The sequence below is a fragment of the Flavobacterium sp. DW-iso2 genome (assembly GCF_058725285.1).
Genome location: NZ_JBZXDY010000010.1, coordinates 30,486 through 56,575, shown reverse-complemented (window position 1 = coordinate 56,575; position 26,090 = coordinate 30,486). Strand labels below are relative to the sequence as shown.

Annotated in this window: 21 protein-coding genes and 1 tRNA gene; 3 read left to right on the top strand and 19 right to left on the bottom strand. The window is 35.3% G+C overall.

Annotated elements, in window-relative coordinates:
* Positions 1 to 160: 160 nt before the first annotated feature.
* The 11 genes from AC4PRO_RS09130 to AC4PRO_RS09080 form a co-directional block, all read right to left on the bottom strand.
* Positions 161 to 2,257, bottom strand: coding sequence for a prolyl oligopeptidase family serine peptidase (locus tag AC4PRO_RS09130; RefSeq protein WP_492117169.1), 2,097 nt, complete (start codon positions 2,255 to 2,257; stop codon positions 161 to 163).
* 392 nt (positions 2,258 to 2,649) lie between these two features.
* Complete coding sequence (locus AC4PRO_RS09125) at positions 2,650 to 3,939, bottom strand: DASH family cryptochrome (protein WP_492117130.1); 1,290 nt, start codon at positions 3,937 to 3,939, stop codon at positions 2,650 to 2,652.
* Entirely contained in the window at positions 3,936 to 5,474 is a 1,539-nt protein-coding gene (locus AC4PRO_RS09120; protein ID WP_492117129.1) for a cryptochrome/photolyase family protein, read from the bottom strand. The genes AC4PRO_RS09125 and AC4PRO_RS09120 overlap by 4 nt, the downstream gene beginning before the upstream one ends.
* A complete protein-coding gene (locus tag AC4PRO_RS09115) occupies positions 5,464 to 5,613 on the bottom strand; it encodes a DUF2256 domain-containing protein (RefSeq protein ID WP_492117128.1) in 150 nt (49 codons plus the stop codon). Before AC4PRO_RS09115 ends, AC4PRO_RS09120 begins: the two co-directional genes overlap by 11 nt.
* Positions 5,600 to 6,334: a YqjF family protein gene (locus AC4PRO_RS09110; protein WP_492117127.1), complete on the bottom strand. Its 735-nt coding sequence runs from the start codon at positions 6,332 to 6,334 to the stop codon at positions 5,600 to 5,602. The genes AC4PRO_RS09115 and AC4PRO_RS09110 overlap by 14 nt, the downstream gene beginning before the upstream one ends.
* Positions 6,334 to 7,824 carry a cryptochrome/deoxyribodipyrimidine photo-lyase family protein gene (locus AC4PRO_RS09105; RefSeq protein ID WP_492117126.1) on the bottom strand — a complete coding sequence of 497 codons (1,491 nt, stop codon included), beginning with the start codon at positions 7,822 to 7,824 and terminating at the stop codon, positions 6,334 to 6,336. Before AC4PRO_RS09105 ends, AC4PRO_RS09110 begins: the two co-directional genes overlap by 1 nt.
* 519 nt (positions 7,825 to 8,343) lie before the next feature.
* Entirely contained in the window at positions 8,344 to 10,554 is a 2,211-nt protein-coding gene (locus AC4PRO_RS09100; RefSeq protein WP_492117125.1) for a TonB-dependent receptor, read from the bottom strand.
* Between the two features lie 118 nt (positions 10,555 to 10,672).
* Complete coding sequence (locus AC4PRO_RS09095; protein WP_492117124.1) at positions 10,673 to 11,026, bottom strand: hypothetical protein; 354 nt, start codon at positions 11,024 to 11,026, stop codon at positions 10,673 to 10,675.
* A gap of 102 nt (positions 11,027 to 11,128) precedes the next feature.
* On the bottom strand, positions 11,129 to 12,118 hold the full coding sequence (locus tag AC4PRO_RS09090) for an aspartate-semialdehyde dehydrogenase (protein ID WP_492117123.1): 990 nt from the start codon (positions 12,116 to 12,118) through the stop codon (positions 11,129 to 11,131).
* Positions 12,119 to 12,284: 166 nt separating this feature from the next.
* On the bottom strand, positions 12,285 to 12,707 hold the full coding sequence (gene mscL, locus AC4PRO_RS09085) for a large conductance mechanosensitive channel protein MscL (RefSeq protein WP_492117122.1): 423 nt from the start codon (positions 12,705 to 12,707) through the stop codon (positions 12,285 to 12,287).
* Positions 12,708 to 12,792: 85 nt separating this feature from the next.
* Positions 12,793 to 15,237, bottom strand: coding sequence for a bifunctional UDP-N-acetylmuramoyl-tripeptide:D-alanyl-D-alanine ligase/alanine racemase (locus AC4PRO_RS09080; RefSeq protein ID WP_492117121.1), 2,445 nt, complete (start codon positions 15,235 to 15,237; stop codon positions 12,793 to 12,795).
* Positions 15,238 to 15,697: 460 nt separating this feature from the next.
* Here AC4PRO_RS09080 and AC4PRO_RS09075 point away from each other — a divergent pair, with 460 nt between their 5' ends.
* The gene (locus AC4PRO_RS09075) at positions 15,698 to 16,099 is read left to right on the top strand and encodes a hypothetical protein (RefSeq protein ID WP_492117120.1); all 402 of its coding nucleotides are present in this window, start codon (positions 15,698 to 15,700) and stop codon (positions 16,097 to 16,099) included.
* On the opposite strand, the gene AC4PRO_RS09070 is transcribed toward AC4PRO_RS09075, so the two are convergent.
* The 5 genes from AC4PRO_RS09070 to AC4PRO_RS09050 form a co-directional block, all read right to left on the bottom strand.
* Positions 16,094 to 16,795, bottom strand: a complete 702-nt coding sequence (locus AC4PRO_RS09070) for a porin family protein (protein WP_492117119.1) — start codon at positions 16,793 to 16,795, stop codon at positions 16,094 to 16,096. The genes AC4PRO_RS09075 and AC4PRO_RS09070 overlap by 6 nt on opposite strands.
* A 293-nt stretch (positions 16,796 to 17,088) precedes the next feature.
* Positions 17,089 to 17,175, bottom strand: a tRNA-Ser gene (locus tag AC4PRO_RS09065).
* Positions 17,176 to 17,236: 61 nt separating this feature from the next.
* Positions 17,237 to 18,265 (bottom strand): asparaginase, encoded by a 1,029-nt coding sequence (locus AC4PRO_RS09060; protein ID WP_492117118.1) that lies wholly within the window; start codon positions 18,263 to 18,265, stop codon positions 17,237 to 17,239.
* Positions 18,249 to 19,391, bottom strand: a complete 1,143-nt coding sequence (locus tag AC4PRO_RS09055; RefSeq protein ID WP_492117117.1) for a 1-acyl-sn-glycerol-3-phosphate acyltransferase — start codon at positions 19,389 to 19,391, stop codon at positions 18,249 to 18,251. The genes AC4PRO_RS09060 and AC4PRO_RS09055 overlap by 17 nt, the downstream gene beginning before the upstream one ends.
* Before the next feature lie 60 nt (positions 19,392 to 19,451).
* Positions 19,452 to 20,219 carry a TatD family hydrolase gene (locus tag AC4PRO_RS09050; protein ID WP_492117116.1) on the bottom strand — a complete coding sequence of 256 codons (768 nt, stop codon included), beginning with the start codon at positions 20,217 to 20,219 and terminating at the stop codon, positions 19,452 to 19,454.
* A gap of 96 nt (positions 20,220 to 20,315) precedes the next feature.
* Between AC4PRO_RS09050 and AC4PRO_RS09045 the strand changes: the two genes are divergently transcribed.
* Entirely contained in the window at positions 20,316 to 20,753 is a 438-nt protein-coding gene (locus AC4PRO_RS09045) for a retropepsin-like aspartic protease (RefSeq protein WP_074724008.1), read from the top strand.
* Positions 20,754 to 20,834: 81 nt separating this feature from the next.
* Here AC4PRO_RS09045 and odhB read toward each other — a convergent pair whose 3' ends face one another.
* Complete coding sequence (gene odhB / locus AC4PRO_RS09040) at positions 20,835 to 22,058, bottom strand: 2-oxoglutarate dehydrogenase complex dihydrolipoyllysine-residue succinyltransferase (protein WP_492117115.1); 1,224 nt, start codon at positions 22,056 to 22,058, stop codon at positions 20,835 to 20,837.
* Positions 22,059 to 22,225: 167 nt separating this feature from the next.
* Positions 22,226 to 25,003: a 2-oxoglutarate dehydrogenase E1 component gene (locus AC4PRO_RS09035; protein ID WP_492117114.1), complete on the bottom strand. Its 2,778-nt coding sequence runs from the start codon at positions 25,001 to 25,003 to the stop codon at positions 22,226 to 22,228.
* Between the two features lie 106 nt (positions 25,004 to 25,109).
* Here AC4PRO_RS09035 and AC4PRO_RS09030 point away from each other — a divergent pair, with 106 nt between their 5' ends.
* Positions 25,110 to 25,652 (top strand): hypothetical protein, encoded by a 543-nt coding sequence (locus tag AC4PRO_RS09030; protein ID WP_074724006.1) that lies wholly within the window; start codon positions 25,110 to 25,112, stop codon positions 25,650 to 25,652.
* A gap of 65 nt (positions 25,653 to 25,717) precedes the next feature.
* Here the strand turns inward: AC4PRO_RS09030 and AC4PRO_RS09025 are convergent, their stop codons facing one another.
* Positions 25,718 to 26,071 (bottom strand): hypothetical protein, encoded by a 354-nt coding sequence (locus AC4PRO_RS09025; protein WP_492117113.1) that lies wholly within the window; start codon positions 26,069 to 26,071, stop codon positions 25,718 to 25,720.
* Positions 26,072 to 26,090: the final 19 nt, after the last annotated feature.

Here is a 26,090-nt window from a genome sequence, read left to right as displayed (position 1 = left end):
CAAAACGCCAATCTTCCGATTGACGTTTTTGTTATAAAAAATACTTGTTGTGTGTCTATTCCCTAGCCCTGATTGAAGCGGCATCCTCTTGTTTTCTCGTTTTTACGAGATAACAAGAGATACAGCGGAAAGCGGGAAATAGCTCCTAATAAAATCTAAATTATCTCGATTTCGGCAATGCTTTGAAACCCATATTATAAAGTGTAAAAGCCTGGATATCCACATTTTCCTGAATGCTCGCCGCCACTGACTTCCCTGCACCATGACCTGCTTTCACATCAATTCGAATTAATGTTGGGTTAGTCCCTGTTTGTTTTTCCTGTAACTCTGCTGCAAATTTAAAACTATGTGCTGGCACTACTCTATCATCGTGATCCCCTGTGGTCACCATAGTTGCGGGATAATGAATCCCTGCCTTTACGTTGTGTACCGGAGAATAGCCTTTGATATATTCAAACATTTCTTTGCTGTCTTGAGCGGTTCCATAATCATAAGCCCAACCTGCGCCTGCGGTAAAAGTATGGTAACGCAACATGTCCATCACTCCCACTGCAGGCAAAGCTACTTTCATCAATTCTGGACGCTGAGTCATCGTTGCACCTACTAGCAAACCTCCATTTGACCCACCACGAATGGCAAGAAAATCTGAGGAAGTGTATTTTTCAGCAATCAGGTATTCGGCAGCGGCGATGAAATCATCAAATACATTTTGTTTTTGCATTTTAGTTCCTGCATCGTGCCATTTTTTCCCATATTCACCACCACCTCTTAAACTTGGTACGGCATAAACGCCTCCGTTTTCCATCCACACCGCATTAGCAATGCTAAAAGCTGGGGTTAGACTCACGTTAAAACCGCCATAACCATAAAGCATCGTTGGGTTTTTACCGTTTAATTTCAATCCTTTTTTGTAAGTAATAATCATTGGTATTTTAGTACCGTCTTTGGAGGTATAAAATACTTGTTTGGATTCAAAATCATCGTTTTTAAAGTCCACCTTTGGCTGTGCATAAACCCCTGATTTTCCTGCTTTAGGTTCAAAAGAGTAAATCGTTCCTGGCGTAGTATAATTAGTGAACGAATAATACAGCGTTTCCTCTTTTTTCTTTCCGCCAAAACCACCCGCAGATCCTAATCCAGGCAACTGAATCTCACGAATCAGTTTCCCATTATAATCATATTGTTTCACTACCGAAACGGCATCTTTCATATAATTAGCAAAGAAAAAACCTGCTCCTGTCGAAGGGGACAATACATTCTCTGTCTCTGGAATAAAATCAACCCAGTTTAATGGCGTGGGTGTACTAAAATCTGTAGTTACAATGCGTTTATTGGGTGCATTTAAGTCGGTTACAATAAATAACTTTGTTCCTTCGCTATCAATTATATTATTATCACTGTTGAAATTATCCACAATAGTAACTATAGGGCTATTTTCTACCGTTAAATCTTTAATATACAATTCGTTACCGTAGGTAGAATTAGCTGCCGAAATCACTAAATAGCGATCATCCTCTGTAACATAACCTCCTACATACCTACGCTTTTGGTCAGCGCCAAAAATTACTTTATCCTCTTTTTGAGCCGTTCCCAGTTTATGAAAATACAATTTATGTTGGTCTGTCTTAGCAGACAATTCGCTTCCTTTTGGTTTCTCGTAACTCGAATAATAGAAACCTTCGTTTCCTCTCCAAGACAATCCACTGAATTTGACATCAATCAATGTGTCTTCTATTATTTTCTTAGATAATGCATCCATAATAATCACTTTTCTCCAGTCGCTTCCCCCTTCTGAAATGGCATAAGCTACAGTTGCGCCATCTTTAGAAAAATCGATTCCTCCTAGTGAGGTTGTTCCGTCTTTAGAAAAAGTATTAGGATCTAAGAAAATCTGTTCTTTCCCCGAAGCATCTTTTCTATACATGACGGACTGATTTTGCAACCCGTTATTTTTAGAGTAGTAGGTAAAGTTTCCTTCTTTCGAGGGTGAGCCTATTTTTTCGTAATTCCACAGTTTCTCCATGCGGTTTTTAAGCGCATCGCGAAAAGGAATTTGGTTTAAATAACCATAAGTCACTTCGTTTTCGGCCTTAACCCAAGCCGCGGTTTCTGCAGAGCGATCGTCTTCTAACCAACGATACGGGTCAGCTACTTTGGCATCAAAATATTGGTCTACCGTTTCTCCTTTTTTGGTCTCTGGATAGTGCATTGGTTTTTGGTTTTGTCCAAAAGAAGCTATTGAAGGTAATACTGCCATTATTAAAATTAGTTTTTTCATTAAAATCTTTTATATTGGTTAACAAAAATAAGGAAAATCTCTGGCTTCCTCGTAGGAAGAAAGGCGTTAGTAAGATTGGTCGTTAAAAGTCGTTTATTGTTACTAATTTTAAAACATATAAGTCATATCAGTTTCTTTAATTTAGTGTGGATAAAATATATTTCACAGAGAAGCGCAGAGGCAACGCAGAGACACACAAATTTTAAAAAAATAAAACCATTAAGGAATTAAGAGAATTAAGCCAACAGGTAATAAATATCAATCGATTCGAAAAACCAATCTGAAATAGCTCCTAAACTTATAGGTCTTATATGGTAAAAAAAGTTAGTGCATCTTTGCGCTTGCTTTGTGACTCTTTGCGGAACAAAAAACTACTGCAACCACAAATCACGGAACGCCCTATCCTTATCATAATCATTAGCCTGTTTTTCAATGTTGAAGTAACGGTGTTTTCTTGGATCATTACCTACTCCTGCCAAGTACGCCCAATTCCCCCAGTTACTGCACACATCATAATCTATTAACTGCGACTCAAAATAAGCTGCGCCAATGCGCCAGTCCATATTGAGTTCGTTACAAAAATAACTCGCCACATTTTGTCGGCCTCTATTGCTCATAAACCCAGTTTTTTTTAATTCAAGCATATTAGCATTGATAAACTCAGAAGGAGTTGTGCCATTTATCCACTGAGAAAGTAACTTTTTATTCAAGGATTTTGAGTTGACTTTATCGCCTTTAATACCAGAATATAAGAAAAATTTAGTTTGGTGTTTTTTAAACATAAATCGAAAAAAATCACGCCACAACAACTCAAAAATCAACCAATATGTAGATTCGTTAGCGCCATATTCCTTTTCATATTTTTTTATTTCATGATAAATTGTTCTCGGTGAAATACATCCCAAAGCCAACCAAGCCGAAAATTTTGACGAATAATCTTCACCTACCATTCCGTTTCTAGTTTCCTTATATGCCGATAAGCTTTTTGTTTCAAAAAAATAATGATTTAATCGCTTCATCGCTTCTGTTTCTCCGCCTTTAAATTGAATGGCTGCACGAGAATCTATTGGAGAAAAATGTAATCCTAAATCTTTTAAAGTAGGTAAAATTAATTCCGGAATTTCTGGAGAAACAATTGTTATTGGTTGGTCAAAAACATTTCTTACGGCGGCATCTAATTCTGTTTTCTTCCTAAAAGTGGTAAAAACATCCGGAATGTCTTTTAGCGAAAACGGCAGATCTTCTGCATGATACAAAGTACTCGTACTATAAGTATCTAGTTCACAACGCAATTTGAAAAGTGCCGTTTGAACCACGCTTTCTGTTTGTTTTTCTTCAAATGCTACTTCTCTTTTGGCAAAAACTTTTCGAACTCTATATTCTGCTACAATTTTCGGGATTTCAACTTCTGGCTTTCCTTTTAAAATAATCAAGCCCGAACCCATTTTTCGTAAATTATCATCTAAATCTTGTAATGATTCCAATAAAAACTGCGTTCGAAAATTACCTGATTTTTTAAAACCATATTGGGAAGTTTCAAAATGGGAATCATCAAAACAATAAACAGGGATAACACTTTCACTTTGAGTAATTGCTCTTTTAAGCGCTTCATTATCATATAATCGTAAATCAGTTGTAAACCAAACTATAGCCGTTTTCATAATTCATTTATTTTTTTTAGATAATAATCTGCTTGTTCTAATAAGGCTGCCTTTGCTTCTGGTTCCATTTTTTTCCAAACATTATACATCATTCCTATCCTTGGGTTTTTTGCTAATTTATCTTCATTTTTATCATAAAAATTCCAGTATAAACTATTAAAAGGACAAGCTTTTTCGCCTGTTTTAAGTTGTTTGTTATAAAAACAACTGCCACAATAATGGCTCATTTTATTAATATAAGATGCCGAACTTACATACGGTTTTGTGCCTACAATTCCGCCATCTGCAAATTGACTCATCCCACGCGTATTTGTAATTTCGACCCATTCAATGGCGTCAATATAGATTCCGAGATACCAAGCATCTAATTCATCAGGATGAATTCCAGCTAAAAGTGCAAAATTCCCAGTTATCATTAATCGCTGAATGTGATGGGCATATGCAAAATTCAACGATTGATTTATAGCATCTTTTAAACAATTCATTTTAGTATTGCCTGTCCAAAACCAATCTGGCAACTTTTCTTGATTATTAAAAAAATTCATGCTGGCATATTCAGGCATTTTTAGCCAATAAATCCCTCGCATGTATTCGCGCCAACCTATTATTTGCCGGACGAAACCTTCTAATTGATTGTATTCAATTTCATTAGGCCTACTTTCCCACTCTTTTATGGCTTTATCAATAACTTCTTGTGGTGAAATCATCTTTAAATTCATAGAAAATGAAAGACGAGAATGGTATAAAGACCACTCATTTGAGGACATCGCATCTTGATAACTTCCGAACAAAGGCAAACATTCTACTAGAAAAAAATCTAATAATTGCAAAGATTGTTCTCGATTAATTGGCCAAACAAAATTTACAGCATCAATATTTCCTATGGTTTTAATATCTGTTTTATTGATTTCATCAAGAACCTCTGAAACAGTATTATTAAAAACTAATGGCGGTGTCGGTTTATGATTTTTGGGCAACTTTTTTCGGTTGTCGCTATCATAATTCCACTTGCCGGTTAGTGGCTGATTGCCTTCCATTAAAATATTATGCTTTTTTCTAAGCATCCTATAAAAATTTTCCATCACAAAGGTTTTCTTCCCTTCAAAAAAGTGTTCTAATTCATTTCGTGTTGTAAAAAAGTGCTCCGAATCAGCGATCGAACTTGAAATTGCGATTACTTTACACAGATTTTTTAAAGCTTCATCAACACGAAATTCATCTGGCAATTGGTATTCAAAATGAGTAAAATTATGTTTTGAAATCAGGTTTTCGATGTTGTTTTCAAATGATTGTAAGTTGTTTACATCAACTAGATTGATATAAATTATGTTGTGCTTATTTAACTTTAGTTCCTTGCTAAAACTTCTCATTGCAGAAAAAATACCAACCACTTTTTGAATATGGTGCGACGCATAATCGGTCTCGGTTCGAATTTCCATCATAACATAAGTCACCGAATCATCTACAGCTTTAAACCAGGAATGATTGCTGTTTAGTTGATCGCCGAGAACTAATCGTAACGTTTTATTTGACATCTTTTCTGTTGCTTCTACATTTATCACTACAATATTTTACCTCATCCCAAACCTTTTCCCATTTTTTACGCCAAGAAAAAGGTCTTTGACAAACCAAACAGGTTTTAGTAGGTAAGTTTTGTTTTTTAACCCCTTTCATTGTCAAGATTTAATCGGTTTCTTTTCCATTCTATTCCTACTGAAGAACCTTCGGCTATAAAAACTGCTTCGGGTTTTGTAGTATTTAAAACCGAAAAGGCATCGCCATACATCGCCGTAAAATCACAATCCATTTTATAATCTAACACTTGATTTACCCGCCAACTTGGATGTTGCAATTTGTATTCTTCGGTATTATTTTGGTCGACTTTAGTATAGCCGTAATAATGTTGATATATAAATTTTTCTAAAGATTGACTTTTCATCACCTTAGATTCCGTGGTTGCTTCTACATAAATACTATTCCATTTTTTGTTTAAAAGCCACTCAAACTGTACTTTTTTACTTTTGTTTTCTGATGTGATTTCGTGTTTCGTAGGAACCACGGTATAATGCTCTTTATATAATTTATTCGCCATCCAAGCCACGATAGGATACGGAATGGTTTCATTGATAAAAACTACACCGCGTTTTACGATATTCCCCTCTTTTCGAACCACATAAAAGCGCAAATTAATTTCTTCAAAAGTTCCAAAATGCGGAATTGGAACATTAAAAAGTTTGGTTTTCTTAAACATAAAACCCACCAAACTTACATAAGCCTTCCCTGCATATAAATCGAGTTCGACACCTTTGGGCAAGAACGGAATTAGTATTGCAGGATCAATTTCATAATTTGCCATTATGATATTTTCCCAATTTGCTTTTAAAAAGATAGTCATTATGTTTTTGTTTTTTTTGTTCTTCGATTCGGATTAGAAACGTGCTTTTTCAAAATCCGTTTTCCTTCTTCTTTCACTTCGTCTTTCTTACGGAAACTCCATACTATATCACTAGCCCGTTTTCTAGTTTCTTCAATATTGACAATAGGTTCGGGATAATCTATCCCTATTTCACAGCTATAAAATTGTTGTTCAATTGGATTTAACTTCCACGGTTCATGAACTAAACTAACTGGAATCTCCGCTAATTCAGGCAACCATTGTTTAATAAAAACACCGTCAGGATCATGATCTTGAGAGTTTTTAATGGGACTATAAATCCTAATCGTATTTATACCAGTTGTTCCTGATTGCATTTGGATTTGCGGATAATGAATTCCGGGTTCGTAGTCTAAAAATTGTCTTGCAAGAAAATGTAACTCTCGCCAATCTTGCCACAGATTAAACGTAAAAAAGGAAACTACCATGGCGCGCATCCTAAAATTGATATAGCCCGTTGCAACCAAACATCGCATGCAGGCATCAACAATAGGCACTCCCGTTTTTCCTTCTTGCCAGGCTTTGATATAGTTTTCATTCTTTGGCTTAACCAAAGTGTCATACGCTCTATTTACATTTTCAAATTCCATGCGGCATTCATCTTCAAATTTTTGCATGAAATGGCAATGCCAATGCAATCTTGAAACAAAATTAAGAATCGCTCGTTTATTTTTAGAATTCTCATAATGCTGATTTGTATATTGATAAATCAATCGCATACTGATATTACCATAAGCCAAATAAGGAGACAAGCGGCTACAGCCTTTTCTGCTCAATGCTGGTTTCGAAATATGCATGCTGTAATTGACATAACGCTCCTTTACAAAACTGTCTAAATAGCGCCAAGCAAGATTTTCACCTCCTTTTTGGAAATTTTTATTTGGATTTGTAATGCTTTCAGAAAGTGAATTTCCTTTTATGGAACTATAAAAAACATCCTCTAGTTGAATTAAATTGAAATCTTGAATCACACTCATTTTAGGTTCGGCACGCATCACTTCTTCCCAGCGCTTATCCCAATGCTGCCTTGATTTCAATCGTCTAATGACGCCATGCATTTGTGACTCTTTCCAACTAATATTATTTTTTTGAAAAAAATCCTGCATCGCTAGATCTCTATCAAAAGTAAGCTTGTTACCTATTTCTTGATGGGAAAAAACAGTGTCTATGTCATACTGTTTTAACAGCTCGACAAACACGGGTTCCACTTCATTGTGAAAAAAATACAGCTTAGAATTTGTTGCGTTTAACTTGGTTTGTAAGTCTTGAATGGATTCATATATAAAACGCCAATGACGCACGTCAGCATCGTCATAATTCATAACGCTCGGTTCAAAGAAATAAACGAACAATAAAGGCAATCCTGAGTTCTGTGCGCTAAACAAAGCTTCGTTATCTGTAAAACGCAGGTCTCTTTTAAACCAAACAATATTTATTGTAGTTTTAAGCACTTTAATTGATTTTTATTGCTTTTGTTTAAGATTAAGTTGTTTAATCTTTTATTGTTTTTGATAAACAAAGATACGAAACTTAGATTTAAAATAGGGTTGAAATTTTAAAACATATAACCCATATAAGTTTTTTATTAATTTATCATTACGGAAATATATTCCACAGAGACGCGCAATGGTTCCGGAGAGAGGCATTGAGGTTCCACACAAATATGCAAACCATAAACAATTAAAACCATTAAGAAATTAAGCCAACTCTTAATGTCTCTTACTATCCCAATGATTTACAAAAAGTAAGCCTAAAACTCATTAAACTGATATGACTTATATGGTAAAAAAACTACCCAACATTTAATGACCCTTAATTTCTACATGTTTAAAACTCTTTGAGAAACTTAGCGTTTGCTTTGCGACGCTTCGTGTAATTTTTCTTTTCCGAAAAAGCCTATAATGCTCTCAAAATTAAATGACAAAAAAAACGCTACCCTTTCGGATAGCGCTTCATTATTTAGACTTTTTCTATAAATTGAAATTGACACCCACAACTATGTTTCGGCCTATATTCGGGATTCCGTCATTTTTTAATCTTGACAAATGGGCTATGTATTTTTTGTCGAATAAATTATTTCCGTTAAGGTTAACATCAAAAACAGTTTTCCCCAGTTTTACTGTTCCGCCAAGGCCTAAATTTATTAAAGTATAGCCATTAGATTTGGTTTCAAAACCACTTACATTGTCTTGGTTAAATGTTGTATTCACATTAAAAGTAGCGAATCCGGCTTCGAGCCACTCTTTAACTTTAAATTCACCTCTAAGCGTATTATTCCAATTGTTTGCAGGAATCAGTGGCAAGTAGTCTCCGTTCTGTTTTTTCGCCGTAACGGTTTCAAAAGCAGTTTCATAATGCAACCAATCCAATGGATGAGGATGAAAATGCAAACCAACTTCTCCTCCATACAATTTGGCATTGCTTTGAATGTAATTGAACACATCATTATTATCCAATACAGCTCCTGTTGGCGAAGTGTAGATATAATTGTTGATATGATTGTAAAAACCATTTACAAAAAACTCAAAATGACTGTTGTTGTATTCTAAATTAATATCAGACTGTACGTTTTGCTCTGTTTTCAAATCACTATTTCCTACTTCGTAGCGATTAGTCCCTTCGTGAACTCCGTTGGACGTTAACTCGGCTAAATTAGGTGCTCTAAACCCTGAAGCTAGATTCATCCTTAAAGTCAAATCCTGAGCAAGCTTCCTTTTGTACCCCAAGGAAGCATTAAAACTGTCAAAGGATTTATCAACTGCTTTAAAATAACCTTCTTCTCCCAGTATTCCATTTTCGGTTGAAGTGATTTTTCTATTGTCAAAACGCAAACCTCCTTGAAGTGCACTGTTGTTATCCCATTCATAATTAATAGTCCCAAAAACACCAAAATCATTAGTGACAGCATCTGGAATCAAGTATTCTTCGCCTGAATTAGTATTGGTTTGGTGCATTCCTTGAATTCCAAAAATCGATTCCAATTTACCCATGTTAGGCAAATAATACTTCGCATCGTAGTTAAAAGTTTTCAATTTCATATGTAAACCTGCCACATTACTATCTTCATATTCAGAGCGATCATTTGCAATATACCCCAAATCAATATCTAGTTTTGAATCTTTTAGATAGATAACTGAATTCAAACTCAACAGATGATTAAAAACGCCTTGTCTCGGAAATGCAGTGTTTTTACTTGACGTTTGTTCTGCTATCCCATCCTCTGGAATCCCTAAATCCAGTTTGTTATAATTGTATCGAAGAACCGAAGAAAAACTAGAATTGCTGTAGCCAATACCTGTTTTAAAATCTGTTTCATTATAACGAGTATTGGTTACGCGATCTCCTCCCGATATTCTATAATCAGAATGCGTATTATAACTTCCCCTGGTTATAAATTTCCAGTTGTCTGTGGATGTTTTTAATCCAAGAGAAGAATTACTTCCTAAAGTATTGGAAAATAACTTCTGACTAAAATTAGCTTTAAACGTATTCGCATCGGCAAATTTCTCTGGGTTAAAATACAAAACGCCGCCCAGTGCATCTGAGCCATATAATAAAGAAGCAGGACCTTTGATTACCTCAACGCTTTCTACTCCTGCATCATTTAATCCCAAACCATGTTCGTCTCCAAACTGTTGGTTTTCCATTCGGACTCCTTGAGAATAAACTAACACACGGTTTCCACTCAAGCCACGAATTACTGGTTTCCCTATCGAAGTTCCAGTTGAAACTTGAGAAACACCAGGAATCGTTGCCAAGCCTTCAATTAGGGTTGCTGTTCCTTTTTGTTGTAATTCCTTGATGGTTGCATGTTCCACCTTCATCACATTTTGTGACTGTATTTTATTGAAAGCAGTAGAAACGATTACCTCATCCATTTCGAAAATGGTTTCTTCCAATATCACATCTAGAGTATTTGCTTGTTGAAGTCCTTTAATTGTCTTATTCTCAGTTGTAAATCCCACGAAAGTAAAACTCAATTTTACATTTCCATTAGGAAGATTTGACAAACTGTACTTTCCGTTTTCATCTGTTGTAGTACCTTTATGCAATTCTGCCGCATAAACTGACACGCCTTTTAGAGGTTGGTTTGCTATGTTCGATACTGTCCCAGATACTTTGCTTTGCGCATGAAGCAGCGCTGAAAACCCTAATAGTAGGGTAATTATAATTTTTTTCATCAGAAATGATTGTAGTATGCTCAAACAGAAATCTTAAAAAGATAACTGAATTGAAATTATTTAATAAGTAAAACTTCCCAACAAAAAACAATAAGAATTGGTTGGAAATAACTTTAATTTAAATAATAACTGAAGGTGGCCCTCGAAGAGAATACAAACTACCAGGAAACGAAATAAAGGTTTTTCCCTTCTCATAGAAATAGGGAGTCTGTTCGTAATTTGAATGAAGTGAATACGGAAATACTTGAGGAGTTATATAAGAACCAAAACTAAAATGACACACTTTACAATCATCAAAGCTGTGATGTTGGTGCGTAATTTCGGCGGTATGTTTTACATTGTACTTGTGGTGGCATTCAGTTTTCGAGAATTGCTGAACAAAATGCGCATAACTATGCAACGATTGAAAAAGTATTGAAAACAATACCGTCATCGCCAAAGAAAGACTTAATAATAGTTTTATCTTTTTCATAGAGTGCAAATGTAGGTAAACCTTAAAAAAAAATCTATCTAAATTAATAAAACATAAAGAATTATTAACTTAGATAGACTTAACAAACTGTCTATTATAGCCTTATACTAACTTTGCAGCAATAAGGTATTCAGCAATTTGAATTGTATTTGTCGCGGCTCCTTTACGCAAGTTGTCTGCAACAATCCACATGTTTAATGTATTAGCCTGGCTTTCGTCACGACGAATTCTACCTACAAAAACATCATCTTTTCCTTGAGCATACATTGGCATCGGATACGTATAGGTGTCATTGTTATCTTGAACTACTACTCCATCAGTATGATGTAAAATATTTTGAATATCTGAAACCACAAAATCATTTGAAAACTCCACATTTACTGCCTCACTGTGTCCACCAACGATAGGCACGCGAACCGCCGTAGCAGTTACTGCAATTGTTTTATCGTCTAATATTTTTTGCGTCTCACGAACCAGTTTCATTTCTTCCTTAGTGTATCCATTTTCTTCGAATAAATCACATTGTGGAATTGCATTTCTATGAATTGGATACTTATACGCCATTTCGCCTTGAACTCCTGCATATTCATTTTCTAATTGTTGCACGGCCTTCACTCCTGTTCCAGTAATAGACTGGTAAGTAGAAACAATCACGCGTTTGATATTGTATTTTTTATGTAAGGGTGCTAAAACCAATACCATTTGGATAGTAGAACAGTTTGGATTTGCAATGATTTTATCTTCCTTTGTCAATGAAGCGGCATTGATTTCAGGAACGATTAATTTTTTAGTAGGATCCATCCTCCATGCTGATGAGTTGTCGATAACGGTTGTTCCGGCAGCAGCAAACTTTGGAGCCCACTCTAAAGAAGTCTCTCCTCCAGCAGAAAACAAAGCGATGTCTGCTTTCATGTCTACTGCAGTTTGCATTCCTACAACAGGATAGCTCTTTCCTTTAAATTCAATTAGTTTACCCACTGACTTCTCAGAAGCGACCGGGATTAATTCAGTTACAGGAAAATTTCTCTCTGCCAATACTTTCAACATTACTTCGCCAACCATTCCGGTAGCACCAACAACTGCTATTCTCATAGTATATATTTATTATAGAATTCTTAATTTGAACTGCAAAAGTAAGTAATATTCAAATCAAAACAAGACGCTTCACAAAAAATAACAAAATGTTACAATTATAACAGTAAAGAAAAACCATCCGTTTTGCGGATGGTTAAGTGGAACATATAGTATAGCGGTATTCTTATTTTTTTAACAAATCTCTAATTTGAGTTAGTAATTCTTCTTGAGTTGGTCCAGCTGGGGCAGCTACTGTAGCAACAACTTCCTCTTTTTTCTTTGCTTTTTCAGCAGCTCTTAAAATGACAAAGACAAATAATGCAATAATAACAAAATTGATAGTGGATTGCACGAGATTCCCATAAGTAATTACGGCAGCTCCTGCTGTTTTAGCAGCAGCCAAATCGGCGTAACTATTGCCATCAAGTGTTATGAATTTTGTTGTAAAATCAATTCCACCAGTTATCAAACCAACAATTGGCATAATTACATCATCTACTGCTGAGCTGACAATCTTACCAAATGCACCACCAATCACAACGGCAGTAGCTAAACTTAACACATCACCTTTCATTAAAGATGCTTTAAAATCACTGAAAAATCCCATATCTTTTTTTTAGTTACTATTTATAAAAATCTAAATTAATAAATTTTTAACATAATTTAAAATTATTACCCTCAATAATAGTTAATTATCTGTAAAATACTCTTTTTACACGTTGAGAAATACTCGTTAGTACTTCATAAGGTATTGTATTTAATTTTTTTGCTATATAAGAAACCGTTGGGCTTTCGCCAAAAATAATCACCGAATCCCCCTCTGTACAATCAATTTCAGTGACATCAACCATCAACATATCCATACAAATACTACCTAAAATCTTTGCTTTTTTATCTTTTATACTTACAAATCCTACCTCATTTCCCCAACCTCTAGAAATACCATCTGCATAACCAATGGGTATTGTTGCAATCTTAGTAGGTTTCTCAGCCATAAACTTTCGACCGTAGCCAACGCTTTCACCTGCTGTAATCGTTCTGATTTGTGAAATCACGGATTTCAAAGTACCCACGTTTTCCAAGTATTTTTGCTCCGCAGGATCATTTGACACTCCATAAAGTCCTATTCCTAGCCGAACCATGTTAAATTGAGAATCTGGGTAATTACTTATTCCAGAAGTATTCAAAATATGTCGAATCGGGTCAATTCCCAATTCCCTCACAATTCTAGAGGACATCGTATCGAACAACTTAATTTGCGAAAGTGTAAAATCACGATAAATCAAATCATCACTTGTGGCCAGATGCGATAGAATACTTCGTATTTGAACGGTATCATTCCCCTTTAAAGTAGCGATTAGCTCCTCTATTGTATCTTCCTCAAAACCTAGACGATGCATCCCCGTATCCAGTTTGATATGGATTGGAAAATGATACAGGTTTTTTTCCTTTGCAATTTTCAAAAAAGCATAAAGCCCTTTTAGACAATATATTTCTGGTTCTAATTGGTATTGTATAATTGCCGAAAAACTCGTGTTCTCAGGATTAAGCACCATAATTGGCAAATGAATACCACCGTTCTTTAACGAAATGCCCTCATCGGCGAAAGCTACCCCCAGATAATCGACTTTATGATGTTCGAGTAATTTGGCGATTTCCAAACCACCATTCCCATAACCGAATGCCTTTACCATAACCATAATTTTTACATTGGGTTTCAGTTTAGACTTAAAGAAGTTCAGATTATAACTGATGGCGTTCAAGTTAATTTCTAGAACAGTCTCATGGGTTTTTTCTTCGAGCAAATAAACGATTTCTTCAAATTGGAATGACCTTGCCCCTTTTATCAAAATGGTTTCATTTGCAAAATCTAGGTTTTCAAAATTGGAGATGAATTCAGCCGTATTATTAAACGTGATGCAATTGACGAAGGTATCTTTAAATGCCGATATGGTTTCTCCAATGCCTATAACCCGGCTTATATTATTGGAAATAATCAATTGCGAAACTTTAGAATATAGCTCTTCATTGGACAAACCGCTTTGGAAAATATCAGAAAGGATAACGGTCTTCTTGGGAAATTGCTTTTGACTTTCCAGAAAATCCAATGCTATTTTCAACGACTGAAAATCCGAACTATAACTGTCGTCGATAAGACTGCAATTATTGATACCATTCTTTACTTTTAATCGCATTTCCACAGGAAAAAGCAATAACATTCTTGATTGAATTGTTGTACTATCATAATTAAAATACAACAATGCCATTAAACAAGAGATTGCATTTTCTATGGATGCCTTATCCTGAAATGGGATTATCAACTCATGGGAGTTTCCTTTGTATTTGTAATATACTGTGGTGTTTAGATTTTCGGTTTCTTTTTTATAAACAAAAACATCTGCTTCCGCATTCTTAAAACTCCAGGTAAATGCTTTTGTTCTTGGAAGAATCAATTTATCGACAAGATCTCTTTTTTGGTAAATTACAATTTCGGCCTCCTTAAAAAGAACTAATTTTTCGTTAATTTTTTCTTCTAAATCAAGAAAACCTTCGTCATGTGATGAACCTATACTTGTAAGAATCCCAATGGTAGGTTGAATAATTTTTTCTAATTTCTCCATTTCGTTAACCGTAGAAATCCCTGCTTCAAAAATACCCAGATTGTGTTTTTCATTAATGGCAAATATCGATAAGGGGACACCCACCTGAGAATTGTAACTCTTTGGACTGCGGATCACATTAAAATCAGGGCTTAGCAGGAAATTGAGCCATTCCTTCACTATCGTTTTTCCATTACTTCCGGTTAAACCAATAACGGGAAAATGAAAAAGGCAGCGATAATAGGCGGCAAATTGCTGTAAAGCATCCAAGGTGTTTTCTACAATTAGAAAATTAGCTTTATCTGCACATCCTTCCGGAATATGCAAAACCACAAAGTTTTGAACCCCTGTTGCTATCAAATCTTCAATATAGGCATGCGCATCATTATTAGGGCCAACCAATGCAAAAAATAAAGTATGAGCGCTGTTTTGTAACGATCGACTGTCTATCGAAACAGTGTCGATAACCGCTTCTGCAGTATTGCCAAAGGCTCTCGCCTTAAGAATAGGAACTATGTTTTGAATACGTATACTCATTGTTATGTAATGCGATTAACGCAACTTTTATTTATATTAGTGTTACAAATAGCATACTATCATAGAAACGGCAGCGTACTGGAAAATAATTGTCATTTGGAACTTTCTCAAAAATAACACTTCTTTTCAGAATTACGACAACATAACATAATTAAAACAGGAGGAACCATTTTTTATTTCGCTTAAATCATGACCTTTTAAAGGGACTTTTTTACTATATTCCTTATATTTGTTTGGATAATCAATTGCAGTACTCTTGAAAAAAATCCTTCCCTTATTTTCTTATGTTTTTCATCCGATATTTATTGCGGTATATGCTACGCTATTTTATCTTTTTTCGAATAATTCTTATTTTTTTAACCAAGAAAAATATTTTGTACTACTTCAAGTGCTCATTATTACCGTCCTAGTTCCGCTACTTTTTTTCCTTCTTTTGCGAGCAACTGGTAAAATTAGCTCTATGATGGCACCATTGTTATCTGAACGGAAAATACCACTTCTGATTCAATCCTTTTTACTTATTCTTTTAGTTCGAAAAAGTATTACACTTGAACGCTATCCTGAATTACACTTTTTCCTTTTAGGAGCCTTATTGAGCGCTTTAATTGCGCTATTGTTCTTGTTTGTTAAGACAAAAGTGAGTCTTCATATGATGGGCATAAGTGCATTGACTATCTTTGTTTTTGGGCTAAGCTTACATTATCATACCCAAAATATTTTTGCCATTACTTTTCTCATTCTTATAAATGGACTTGTGGCTTCATCCCGTTTAGTGATGAAAGCACACACTTTTAAAGAATTAATTATCGGGCTTTTTTTAGGCAGCATTCCACAGATGCTGTTGCTGTACTTGTGGTTATAGGATATAAAAAATAATCCCAACATTAAGTGACCTCATATTTACCTTTTCCCCATCAATTTTTGCCGTCTTAAAAATAGAATTTAATCCATAATAGGCATATACATTTATAGTGTTATAACCGGCCGAAAGAGAGAGTCCGTAAAGCAATTTATTAAGATCCTTGTTATTTGTGATTACTACTTTGCTTTGATCATCAGTAAACAGAGACTTATTGTAAAGCACGTAGCTGAATTTCACCCCACCATATATTCTCCAAAACTTATAACTCTGATATGTAGATGTTCTCCATCTAAATTCGATGGGCAAATCGACTAATAATTGGGTGAATTTATTTTTGTTATATGCTGTTTTTCCGTCTATAACAGAATAGACGGGCAGCTCCCCAGTTCCAGTTATAGCAAGGTTCTGAATGTAATTGTTATAGGTAAAACCCAACCCCGCTGCTATAGCATGCGTTCTATCTTTATTTATCGGCATATCTCTTAGAAAACCAGCAGACAAGCCTGTTGAGAACTTACTTTGCGACACCCCTATAGGTTTCTGTTGTAATGTATTGTACGTGAACCCAAAATAAAACTGATCCTCTCTGTATAGGGAATCAACTTTCACTGTTGCACTATCCATAATTGGCTCTATTTCTTGTGAAAAAATAGCGGAAACCGATAGTACAAGAAAAAAACTAAAAATGATTCGCATAGTATTATTTTGGTTGAATGATTGCTTCATAGCGGTCGTACCTAGAATTTTCGATTGGGTTCTTTTCTATTATTATACAAATATAGGATTTTGAAAGGTTCTTGATGCATATTGCTTTCAAAAAACAATTTAAGCACTATTCCCGACCCAGCACGATAATTATACTAAAAAGGCTCGGTGAAAGTAAGCTGATATGCGCTGTTGTTGATCGAAAGCGATGGCCTCGTGTCTCGAAAAACAGAGAGTCTCACAAACAAAGAATGCTTCCCTTTCAGGAAGCATTCATTTTATTGCAGAGAGGATGGGATTCGAACCCACGATGCAGTTACCCACATACTAGCTTTCCAGGCTAGCTCCTTCAACCACTCGGACACCTCTCTATTTATTTAAGGTTTGCAAAGAACACTAAAAAAAGTGACTTACAAAAGTAAAATCACAATATTATAGTACTTCACCTCGCAAAGAAGTTTCAAAGATAGTTTTGAAGTCTTCTTGCGCACTATTTCGGCTCAATAAATACATCAACTTTGTAATAGCAGCCTCAGTAGTAATGTCTTTTCCTGAAATTACTCCTATTGCTTTCATGCCAGTACTAGTTTCATACTGACCCATATTTACGCTACCTCCAGAACATTGGGTTACATTGATAATATGAAGTCCACTATTAATAGCTTTAACCAATAAAGCTATAAACCAATCTTCAGTAGGCGCATTACCAGAACCATAGGTTTCTAATACAATTCCTTTTAAACTAGGTATATTAAAAATAGCAGACAAAACAGTTTCGCTCATTCCCGGAAACATTTTCACTATTACTACATTATTGTCTAAATTTTTGTGCACTACCAATTTATCCCCTGTGTTTTTGGCTAAAAACAACTCCGGTCTCATATTTAAATGCACCCCAGATTCAACCAAAGCAGGATAATTGGGCGAAGTAAATGCTTTGAAATGTTCTGCGTTTATTTTAGTAGTTCTATTCCCTCTATATAGTTTATATTCGAAATAAAGGCATACTTCAGTGATAACGGGCAATCCATTTTCTTGCAATGAAGCAATTTGGATAGCGGTAATCAGATTTTCTTTAGCATCGGTACGCAAATCCCCTATCGGTAATTGAGAACCGGTAAAAATGACTGGTTTTGCCAGATTTTCAAGCATAAAGCTCAATGCTGAAGCAGAGTAGGACATCGTATCGGATCCATGAAGTACAACGAAGCCATCAAATTCTAAATAGTTTGACTCTATTATAGTTGCCATTCTTGCCCATTCTTGCGGATTCATGTTTGAGGAATCAATCGGCTCTTCAAATGAAATGGTTTCGATTTCACAATCCAATTGCTTCAACTCAGGAATTCTTTGTAATAATTTACTGAAATTAAATGCTTTTAGGGCTCCAGTATCAAAATCCTTGCGCATTCCGATGGTCCCCCCAGTATATATTAAAAGAATTTTAGCCTTTAAGTTCATCCGTGTATTTTAATTTATTAGCTACTGGATTAGCATACATATCCAGCAATCCTTGTAATGCAACCGGGTTTTCAGCATCTATTCGCATCTCTAATCTTCGTTCAAACAGCGATTTTTCATCGGCTGTATACAGATCAGAATAAGTACTGGTTTTATTTAAAATATCATACGCTATATAATTGGTAGGCCATAATTTATAATTCTCAATTATAGAATCATCAATTAACTGAGCTAGCGCTTGAATTTGCTTGTTTGAATTATTAAATTCTTTTTTAATTGAATCAAGTTCAGCATCAAGAACATCACCTATATGAATATGAATTCGTTTCTTTTGCCCCATCACTCCGCTTAATAGCGTCATGAAATCTTCATTCTTTTCCTTGATATAGACTTCATTATTGGCTTCAGCCAGCAACTGAGGGATTTTCAGCACATCCGTTGGGTCATATTCATACGAGATGGAAACCGGAACCACTTTTATTTTTTTGAAATAGTCCATCAGATTATCCTCATCAGATCCCATTCCAACCATTTTTAATACTCCTGGGTTAGTAGCATCATTACCGTCTTTAGTCCTTCCCTCACGTTGTGCAATCCAGACAGATCGGCTTTCATGTTGCAACAAATGACCTATATATTCAGATAATGTTTTTGAGCTTTGCAACATCTCACGCGGAGTCAGACCTCTTTGAACCAAAAAATTACGATTTAACTTTGCCAAGATGTTAAGAAAATCTTTCTGTACCAAGTTATCGCCAATCGCTGAGGCAGTCATTACTAAGCCATGTTCGAATAAAGCCACGTTAAGCAATGTAGTGTCCAACAATATATCTCTATGGTTTGATATAAATAAATAGGATTCTCCTTTTTCTAACTTTTCAAAACCTGTAGTCGTTAAACCATCAGAACTTTTTTCAAGCACTTTTAAAAGTGTATGATAAATAAAATTACATTGAAAGTCACGTATAGAATGTGTTTTTTTTAGTTGTTCCTTCCATTCTTCATCAGGCATTTCTGGAAAGGTAAAATTCATCAATGACTTCATCATCGGGTGATGAACCACATTTAGTATAGCCTCGTTAATTTCGGAATCATAAAATGGCCGAATAGCGTCAAATTTTTGCATTTTGGTTATTTTAGGTGCGCAAATGAACAAAAAAAATATTAATTTTTAATGAATTCTATTTTAAATCCCGAAAATCATTTTAGAATTTTCGGTCGTACTATTAGCAATATCTTTTGCTGAAAGATTATAAATACCAGCCAATTTATCTATTACGTTTAATAAATAGCTGCTTTCATTTCTTTTTCCTCGAAAAGGAATCGGAGCAAGATAAGGGGAGTCCGTTTCTAAAACAATGTGTTTTAAATCAATTTGATTCAAAAATTGGTCAATTTTTCCATTTTTAAAAGTAACCACCCCACCAATTCCCAATTTCATATTATAGGAAATCGCTTGTAATGCCTGCTCATAAGTTCCGGTAAAACAGTGAAATATCCCAAACAATTCAGGTGACTTCTCCTCTTCCAATATTTCAAACACCTCGTCAAAAGCTTCTCTACAATGAATCGCAATGGGTAATTTATATTGCTTTGCCAATTGAATTTGTTTTCTGAAAGCAATTTGTTGTTGGGGTAAACGAGTTTTATCCCAGAACAAATCAATACCAATTTCTCCAATGGCATAGAATTTCCTTTTAGCCAATTCTTCTTCCACATGCTGTAATTCTTCCAGATAGTTCTCCTTCACATAGGTAGGATGCAATCCCATCATTAGAAAAACATGTTCAGGATAGTTCTTTTCTAAATCATACATTGCGGCAGTACACGAAGAGTCGATTGCGGGAATAAAGAAACGGGAAACCCCAGAATCAATAGCTCTTTGAATCATCTCCTCTCGATCCTGATCGAATTCTTCGCTATATAGATGGGTGTGTGTGTCAGTAATTGTCATTTTGTTTATTTGAAAGCTGCAAAGTTACCATTTTGAATTGTTAGTTTTTTAGATTCTTAGCTTTTTTAGATTACTTTTGAATATCATCCGTACTTCATGAAAAACCTCCAAGACATTCTTAAAAAAGAAAAATACAAAAAGATCAAGTTTAAAATTACCAAAACGCAACACCTTTTGATAAAAGCAAAAATCAATGGGGTCTCAGGTAATTTCATTCTTGATACCGGAGCGTCAAACAGCTGTGTGGGGTTTGAAAGTATTGCGTTTTTCTTACTCAATGCAGAAGCGTCCAAAACCAAAGCTTCTGGAGCAGGAGCTACGGGAATGCATACACAAACTGCATCAAATAATAAACTGCAACTTGGATACTGGAAAAATCTAGAATTTGATTTGGTGATTTTTGATTTATCCCATGTAAATGAAGCTTTAATTCAGCACAAGTCTAAACCCATTCACGGAATCATTGGGGCTGATATATTATTGAAGGGAAAGGCAATTGTAGATTATTACAATCACTACTTGTATTTGCTATAAGCCTATTGACACTAGCAGTAGTATAAAAACCGCCTTATTGTAGCAATAAGGCGGTTTTAGTATTTAATTAAAAACTATTTATTAGAGTTCAAAAGCTCTCTTAGGATTGTTATCCAATAAAAGTTCCATTGGGTTTTCTAATGCTTCTTTAATAGCAACTAGGAATCCAACAGACTCTTTACCATCAATAATTCTGTGATCATATGAAAGCGCCACATACATCATTGGGTGAATTTCCACTTTACCGTTTACGGCAATAGGACGCTCGATAATGTTGTGCATTCCAAGAATTCCTGATTGTGGAGGATTGATAATAGGTGTCGACAACATAGAACCAAACACACCACCATTAGTGATTGTAAAAGTTCCACCAGTCATATCATCAACAGTAATTTGTCCATCACGTGCTCTAATCGCTAATCTTTTGATATCTGCTTCTACTCCACGGAAAGTTAAATTCTCTGCGTTACGAACAACAGGAACCATTAATCCTTTTGGCCCAGACACTGCGATTGAGATATCACAGAAATCATAAGCTATTTTATAATCACCATCCATCATAGAATTAACATCTGGATATAATTTTAATGCTCTTGTAACCGCTTTTGTAAAGAAAGACATGTATCCTAAACCAACACCTGCGTGTTTTGCTTTGAACTCCTCTTTGTATTGATTACGAATCAAGTTAATAGGCGTCATGTTTACTTCATTAAAAGTAGTTAACATGGCCGTTTCGTTTTTAGCAGACACTAAACGTTCTGCTACTTTACGGCGCAACATTGACAATTTTGTACGCTCAGATCCACGGCTTCCTCCTGTAGGAGTTCCCATAGATGGTGTAGCATTTACAGCATCATCTTTAGTGATTCTACCATCCTTACCAGTTCCTGTAACAGATGCTGGAGCGATATTTTTTTCGTCTAATATTTTTCTTGCTGCCGGAGATGGCGTTCCTGAAGCATAAGTTGCTACTGGAGCTGCAGCAACTGGAGTTGGAGCCGCTGCTTTTGGCGCTTCAGCAACCGGTGCTACTGCTGCTGGTGCAGGAGCTGATCCTTCTGGTTTAGTGGCAGCTGTATCAATTAAGCAAACTACTGCTCCTACTGCTACTGCATCACCTTCTTCTGCTTTTAATGTAATAATCCCACTAGCTTCTGCTGGTAATTCGAGAGTTGCTTTATCTGAATCAACCTCAGCTATTGCTTGGTCTTTCTCTACATAGTCTCCGTCTTTTACTAACCAAGTTGCAATTTCAACTTCCTTTATAGATTCCCCTGGTGATGGGACTTTCATTTCTAAAATCATCTTGTATAATTTTTAAATTATGAATTTTATTGTTTGAATTGTTTTAACAACAATTACTGTTTGTTTTATGCTTGTACTTTTAGCCCTGATGGTCGAATTGCTCCCGCAATTACCTTTTATTTTTTCTTTAAAAATAAAAAGATGCAGCGGACAGCAGCAAATAGCTTCTAAGAATTAAATAAATCTTTATCAAAAACCATTCTTATTGCATCTGCTTGACGGCGTTTTGCTCTTGTAGAACTTCCCGCAGCTGATGCAGAATACGCTTTTAACGACGCTAATCTCCATTTCACTAAGTTAAAATTCATCAACATAAAGCTGTATGCCCCCATGTTTTTTGGCTCTTCTTGTGCCCAAACGTAATCGTCAGCGTTTGGATATAATGCAATAATCGCTTTTAGTTGCTCTACCGGTAATGGGAATAATTGTTCTATTCTTACTACTGCTACATCGTTACGTCCGTTTTTCTCTCTTTCGGCTGTTATGTCATAATAGAATTTACCTGTACAAAAAACTAGCGTTTTTACCTCTGCTTTGTTTACTGCATCATCATCGATCGTTTCTTGAAAACTTCCGTTTTCTAGTTCTTCGATAGTAGAAACACATCGTGGATCACGCAACAAACTCTTAGGTGTAAACACGATAAGTGGCTTGCGGAATTTCGTTTTCATTTGTCTTCTCAACAAGTGAAAGAAGTTAGCGGGTGTTGTACAATCAGCTACAAACATATTTTGTCTTGCACAAAGTTGCAGGTAACGCTCCATTCTTCCTGAGGAATGCTCTGCTCCTTGTCCTTCATATCCGTGAGGTAATAATAAAACTATTCCGTTTTGGTTGTTCCATTTGTCCTCACCACATGAAATGTATTGGTCAATCATAATTTGGGCTCCATTACTGAAATCTCCAAATTGCGCTTCCCATATTGTCAATGTATTTGGATTTGCTAATGCATATCCATAATCAAAACCTAAAACTCCATATTCAGACAATAGCGAGTTAAAGATATTGAAATTCCCTTTTTTCCCCTCTAATCTATTAATTAAAGTTACTTCTTCTTCAGAGTCTTCTACTTTTACTACCGCATGACGGTGAGAAAAAGTTCCGCGTTCTACATCTTGTCCAGAAATACGAACATCAAATCCTTCTTGTAGTAATGACCCGTAAGCTAAATGCTCCGCCATTCCCCAATCCAGCTTGTTTGTTTCGAAAAACATTGTTTTTCTATCGTTGATCAACTTTTGGATTTTGTTGATGAACTTTTTATCTGTTGGTAAATTACAAACGGCATCAGCAACCTGAGTCAATCCTGCTCTTGAGAATGAAGTGTCTACTTTTTGAAGCATTTGTACGTCAGTAACCTGCTCAAAACCTAACCATTCATTTTTCATAAATGGAGTAATGATTGTTAAGGCTTTTTTGCGAGAAGCTTCTAAATTCATTTCCAGATCAGACTTGTAATCTTTTTCAAGTCCTTTTACATAATTGGTGTCAATTACACCTTCTGTAATCAATTTTTCAGCATAAAGATCCCTAGGATTTTTATGTTTTGCTATGATTTTATACAACACCGGTTGTGTAAAACGGGGCTCATCCCCTTCGTTATGACCGTATTTTCTATATCCTAATAAGTCAATAAACACATCGCGTCCAAATTGCATTCTGAAATCCAATGCAAAAATCATGGCGTGTACCACTGCTTCGGGATCATCTGCATTTACGTGTAGTACTGGTGATAAGGTTACTTTGGCCACATCAGTACAATAGGTAGAAGAACGTCCGTCTAAGTAATTAGTAGTAAAACCAACTTGGTTATTAATTACAATATGAATGGTTCCTCCTGTTTTGTATCCGTCTAATTGTGCCATTTGGATAATTTCATACAATATACCTTGTCCTGCAATCGCAGCATCACCGTGAACGGCGATAGGCAATACTTTTGAAAAATCATCTGGGAAATACTTATCTTGTTTCGCTCTTGTAATTCCTTCGATTACAGCACCTACTGTTTCAAGGTGAGAAGGATTTGGAGCCAGATTGATATTAATTTTCTTTCCTGTACTTGTTATTTTGTCAGCGGTTAAACCAAGGTGGTACTTAACATCTCCGTCAAAATACTCTTGATCGTAATCTTTACCGTCAAACTCTCCGAAAATATCCTGAGTTGATTTCCCAAATATGTTTGCCAATATATTCAAACGACCACGGTGTGCCATTCCCATTACAAATTGTTCCACTCCCATTTCGGCAGCTTTTTCAATTAAAGTATCAAGGGCTGGTATTATCGATTCTCCACCTTCCAGTGAAAAACGCTTTTGACCAACATACTTTGTATGCAAGAAGTTCTCGAAAGATACTGCTTCATTTAATTTATTTAGGATTGATTTCTTTTGATCGATTGAAAAATTAGGCTGGTTGTCATTAACCCCTAATTTTTCCTGTATCCATTGAATGATCTCCGGTTTTCTAATATACATGTACTCAACACCAATATGTTGACAATATATAGTATCCAAGTGTTTTATTATTTCAGTAAGTGTAGAAGGTGCTTTACCTACTATTTTACCTGCGTCAAAAACAGTGTTTAAATCTGCTGATGAAAGTCCGAAATTACTGATGTCAAGTGAAGGCTCAAAAATCCTTCTGTCTCTAACGGGATTCGTTTTTGTAAACAAATGTCCACGAGTACGGTAACCTTCAATCAGTTTTAATACATTAAATTCTTTATGAAGTTTTTCTGAAATTTGATCATAGTCCACCGTTCCAGCAGAAATGCCGGGACTACTTTGCACCGGAGTTTCCCCGTTGTAAGATTCCATCCCAAAGTCGAAACCTTGAAAGAAACTTCTCCAACTTGGCTCTACGCTATCTGGATTATCTACGTACTGATCGTATAATTGTGCGAAAAATTCTGTATGTGCTGCGTTTAGAAATGAAAACCTATCCATAATATTAGTGAATATACTTTTTGTTAAAATAGTTTCGCAAAAGTACAATAATCCGCTAAATTTATATTTACTTTTATATATTAATATGTTAAAAAAATAGATGCTTATGAGAAAAAATAACTTTAAGACTGATTCGAAGTCAGTTTTGATTGTCATTATCGCATTAATTTCAAATGCTTTGTTGGCACAGCAACAAACAATTACATCAAATTCAAGCAGTTATTTTTGGAAAAATGTACAATTTGGAGGTGGAATTGGCTTAGGTTTTGGTACTGGATACACTGACATCACTTTGGCTCCAAGTGCCATTTATAATTTCAATGAATATGTTGCTTTGGGTCTAGGCGCACAATATACGTATCTAAAGCAAAAAAATTATTATGCTTCCCATTTATATGGCGGTAGTATTATAGGTTTATTTAATCCCATACCAGAAATTCAGCTCTCTGCTGAATTAGAGGAGTTGCGCGTAAACATCAATCTAGATGGATCTAATAGCAATTCACAAGACTATTGGAATACTGGGCTATTTTTAGGAGCTGGATACCGCAGTGGAAACGTGACAATGGGCGCCCGTTATAATGTACTAAACGATAGTAATAATATTTATGGCAGCGCTTTCATGCCGTTTGTAAGGATTTATTTTTGAGAAAGAGATAGAATATAGAGCAAAAAGAATAGAGTACTGAACCGAAGCTAGTCATCAGTACAACTCTAACGATATTTATTCCTAAACCAAACTTTTTGCCATTCTCTTTTTAGTATTAGAAAAGAAACTTGCTCTGCTAATACAACTAAGTCTGAACCATCCATTTTTTTTACTTCCTCTTCAGAAACATCGATGATGTAAAGCAGATTAAGGTATTCTGCAAATTTGTACTGAATCAATCTGTAGATTTTTTCATGCAATTGAATTTTTAGTTCATTTGGAGAAATACTCATTGAAAAATCTATCCCTTCATTAGCTAAATTAAAATCCTTATTAATTTGCTCAATTAATTTAAGATATAAGGTTTCACTTTCTGCCTCGGAAAGTAATAAATCTGTATTTTTTGGAGCTATAAACATGGGCGTTATTTTGTGTACT

Excerpts from the sequence above, each read along its gene's own strand:
- AC4PRO_RS09035 (WP_492117114.1), bottom strand. The coding sequence starts at position 25,003 with ATGGATAGGTTTTCATTTCTAAACGCAGCACATACAGAATTTTTCGCA.
- odhB (WP_492117115.1), bottom strand. The coding sequence starts at position 22,058 with ATGATTTTAGAAATGAAAGTCCCATCACCAGGGGAATCTATAAAGGAA.
- AC4PRO_RS09025 (WP_492117113.1), bottom strand. The coding sequence starts at position 26,071 with ATGTTTATAGCTCCAAAAAATACAGATTTATTACTTTCCGAGGCAGAA.
- AC4PRO_RS09090 (WP_492117123.1), bottom strand. The coding sequence starts at position 12,118 with ATGAGAATAGCAGTTGTTGGTGCTACCGGAATGGTTGGCGAAGTAATG.
- AC4PRO_RS09110 (WP_492117127.1), bottom strand. The coding sequence starts at position 6,334 with ATGACTATCTTTTTAAAAGCAAATTGGGAAAATATCATAATGGCAAAT.
- AC4PRO_RS09030 (WP_074724006.1), top strand. The coding sequence starts at position 25,110 with ATGAGAAAAAATAACTTTAAGACTGATTCGAAGTCAGTTTTGATTGTC.
- AC4PRO_RS09070 (WP_492117119.1), bottom strand. The coding sequence starts at position 16,795 with ATGCGAATCATTTTTAGTTTTTTTCTTGTACTATCGGTTTCCGCTATT.
- AC4PRO_RS09045 (WP_074724008.1), top strand. The coding sequence starts at position 20,316 with ATGAAAAACCTCCAAGACATTCTTAAAAAAGAAAAATACAAAAAGATC.
- AC4PRO_RS09055 (WP_492117117.1), bottom strand. The coding sequence starts at position 19,391 with ATGCAAAAATTTGACGCTATTCGGCCATTTTATGATTCCGAAATTAAC.
- AC4PRO_RS09095 (WP_492117124.1), bottom strand. The coding sequence starts at position 11,026 with ATGAAAAAGATAAAACTATTATTAAGTCTTTCTTTGGCGATGACGGTA.
- mscL (WP_492117122.1), bottom strand. The coding sequence starts at position 12,707 with ATGGGATTTTTCAGTGATTTTAAAGCATCTTTAATGAAAGGTGATGTG.
- AC4PRO_RS09115 (WP_492117128.1), bottom strand. The coding sequence starts at position 5,613 with ATGAAAGGGGTTAAAAAACAAAACTTACCTACTAAAACCTGTTTGGTT.
- AC4PRO_RS09060 (WP_492117118.1), bottom strand. The coding sequence starts at position 18,265 with ATGAACTTAAAGGCTAAAATTCTTTTAATATATACTGGGGGGACCATC.
- AC4PRO_RS09120 (WP_492117129.1), bottom strand. The coding sequence starts at position 5,474 with ATGTCAAATAAAACGTTACGATTAGTTCTCGGCGATCAACTAAACAGC.
- AC4PRO_RS09050 (WP_492117116.1), bottom strand. The coding sequence starts at position 20,219 with ATGACAATTACTGACACACACACCCATCTATATAGCGAAGAATTCGAT.
- AC4PRO_RS09130 (WP_492117169.1), bottom strand. The coding sequence starts at position 2,257 with ATGGCAGTATTACCTTCAATAGCTTCTTTTGGACAAAACCAAAAACCA.
- AC4PRO_RS09125 (WP_492117130.1), bottom strand. The coding sequence starts at position 3,939 with ATGAAAACGGCTATAGTTTGGTTTACAACTGATTTACGATTATATGAT.
- AC4PRO_RS09075 (WP_492117120.1), top strand. The coding sequence starts at position 15,698 with ATGATGGCACCATTGTTATCTGAACGGAAAATACCACTTCTGATTCAA.
- AC4PRO_RS09080 (WP_492117121.1), bottom strand. The coding sequence starts at position 15,237 with ATGAGTATACGTATTCAAAACATAGTTCCTATTCTTAAGGCGAGAGCC.
- AC4PRO_RS09100 (WP_492117125.1), bottom strand. The coding sequence starts at position 10,554 with ATGAAAAAAATTATAATTACCCTACTATTAGGGTTTTCAGCGCTGCTT.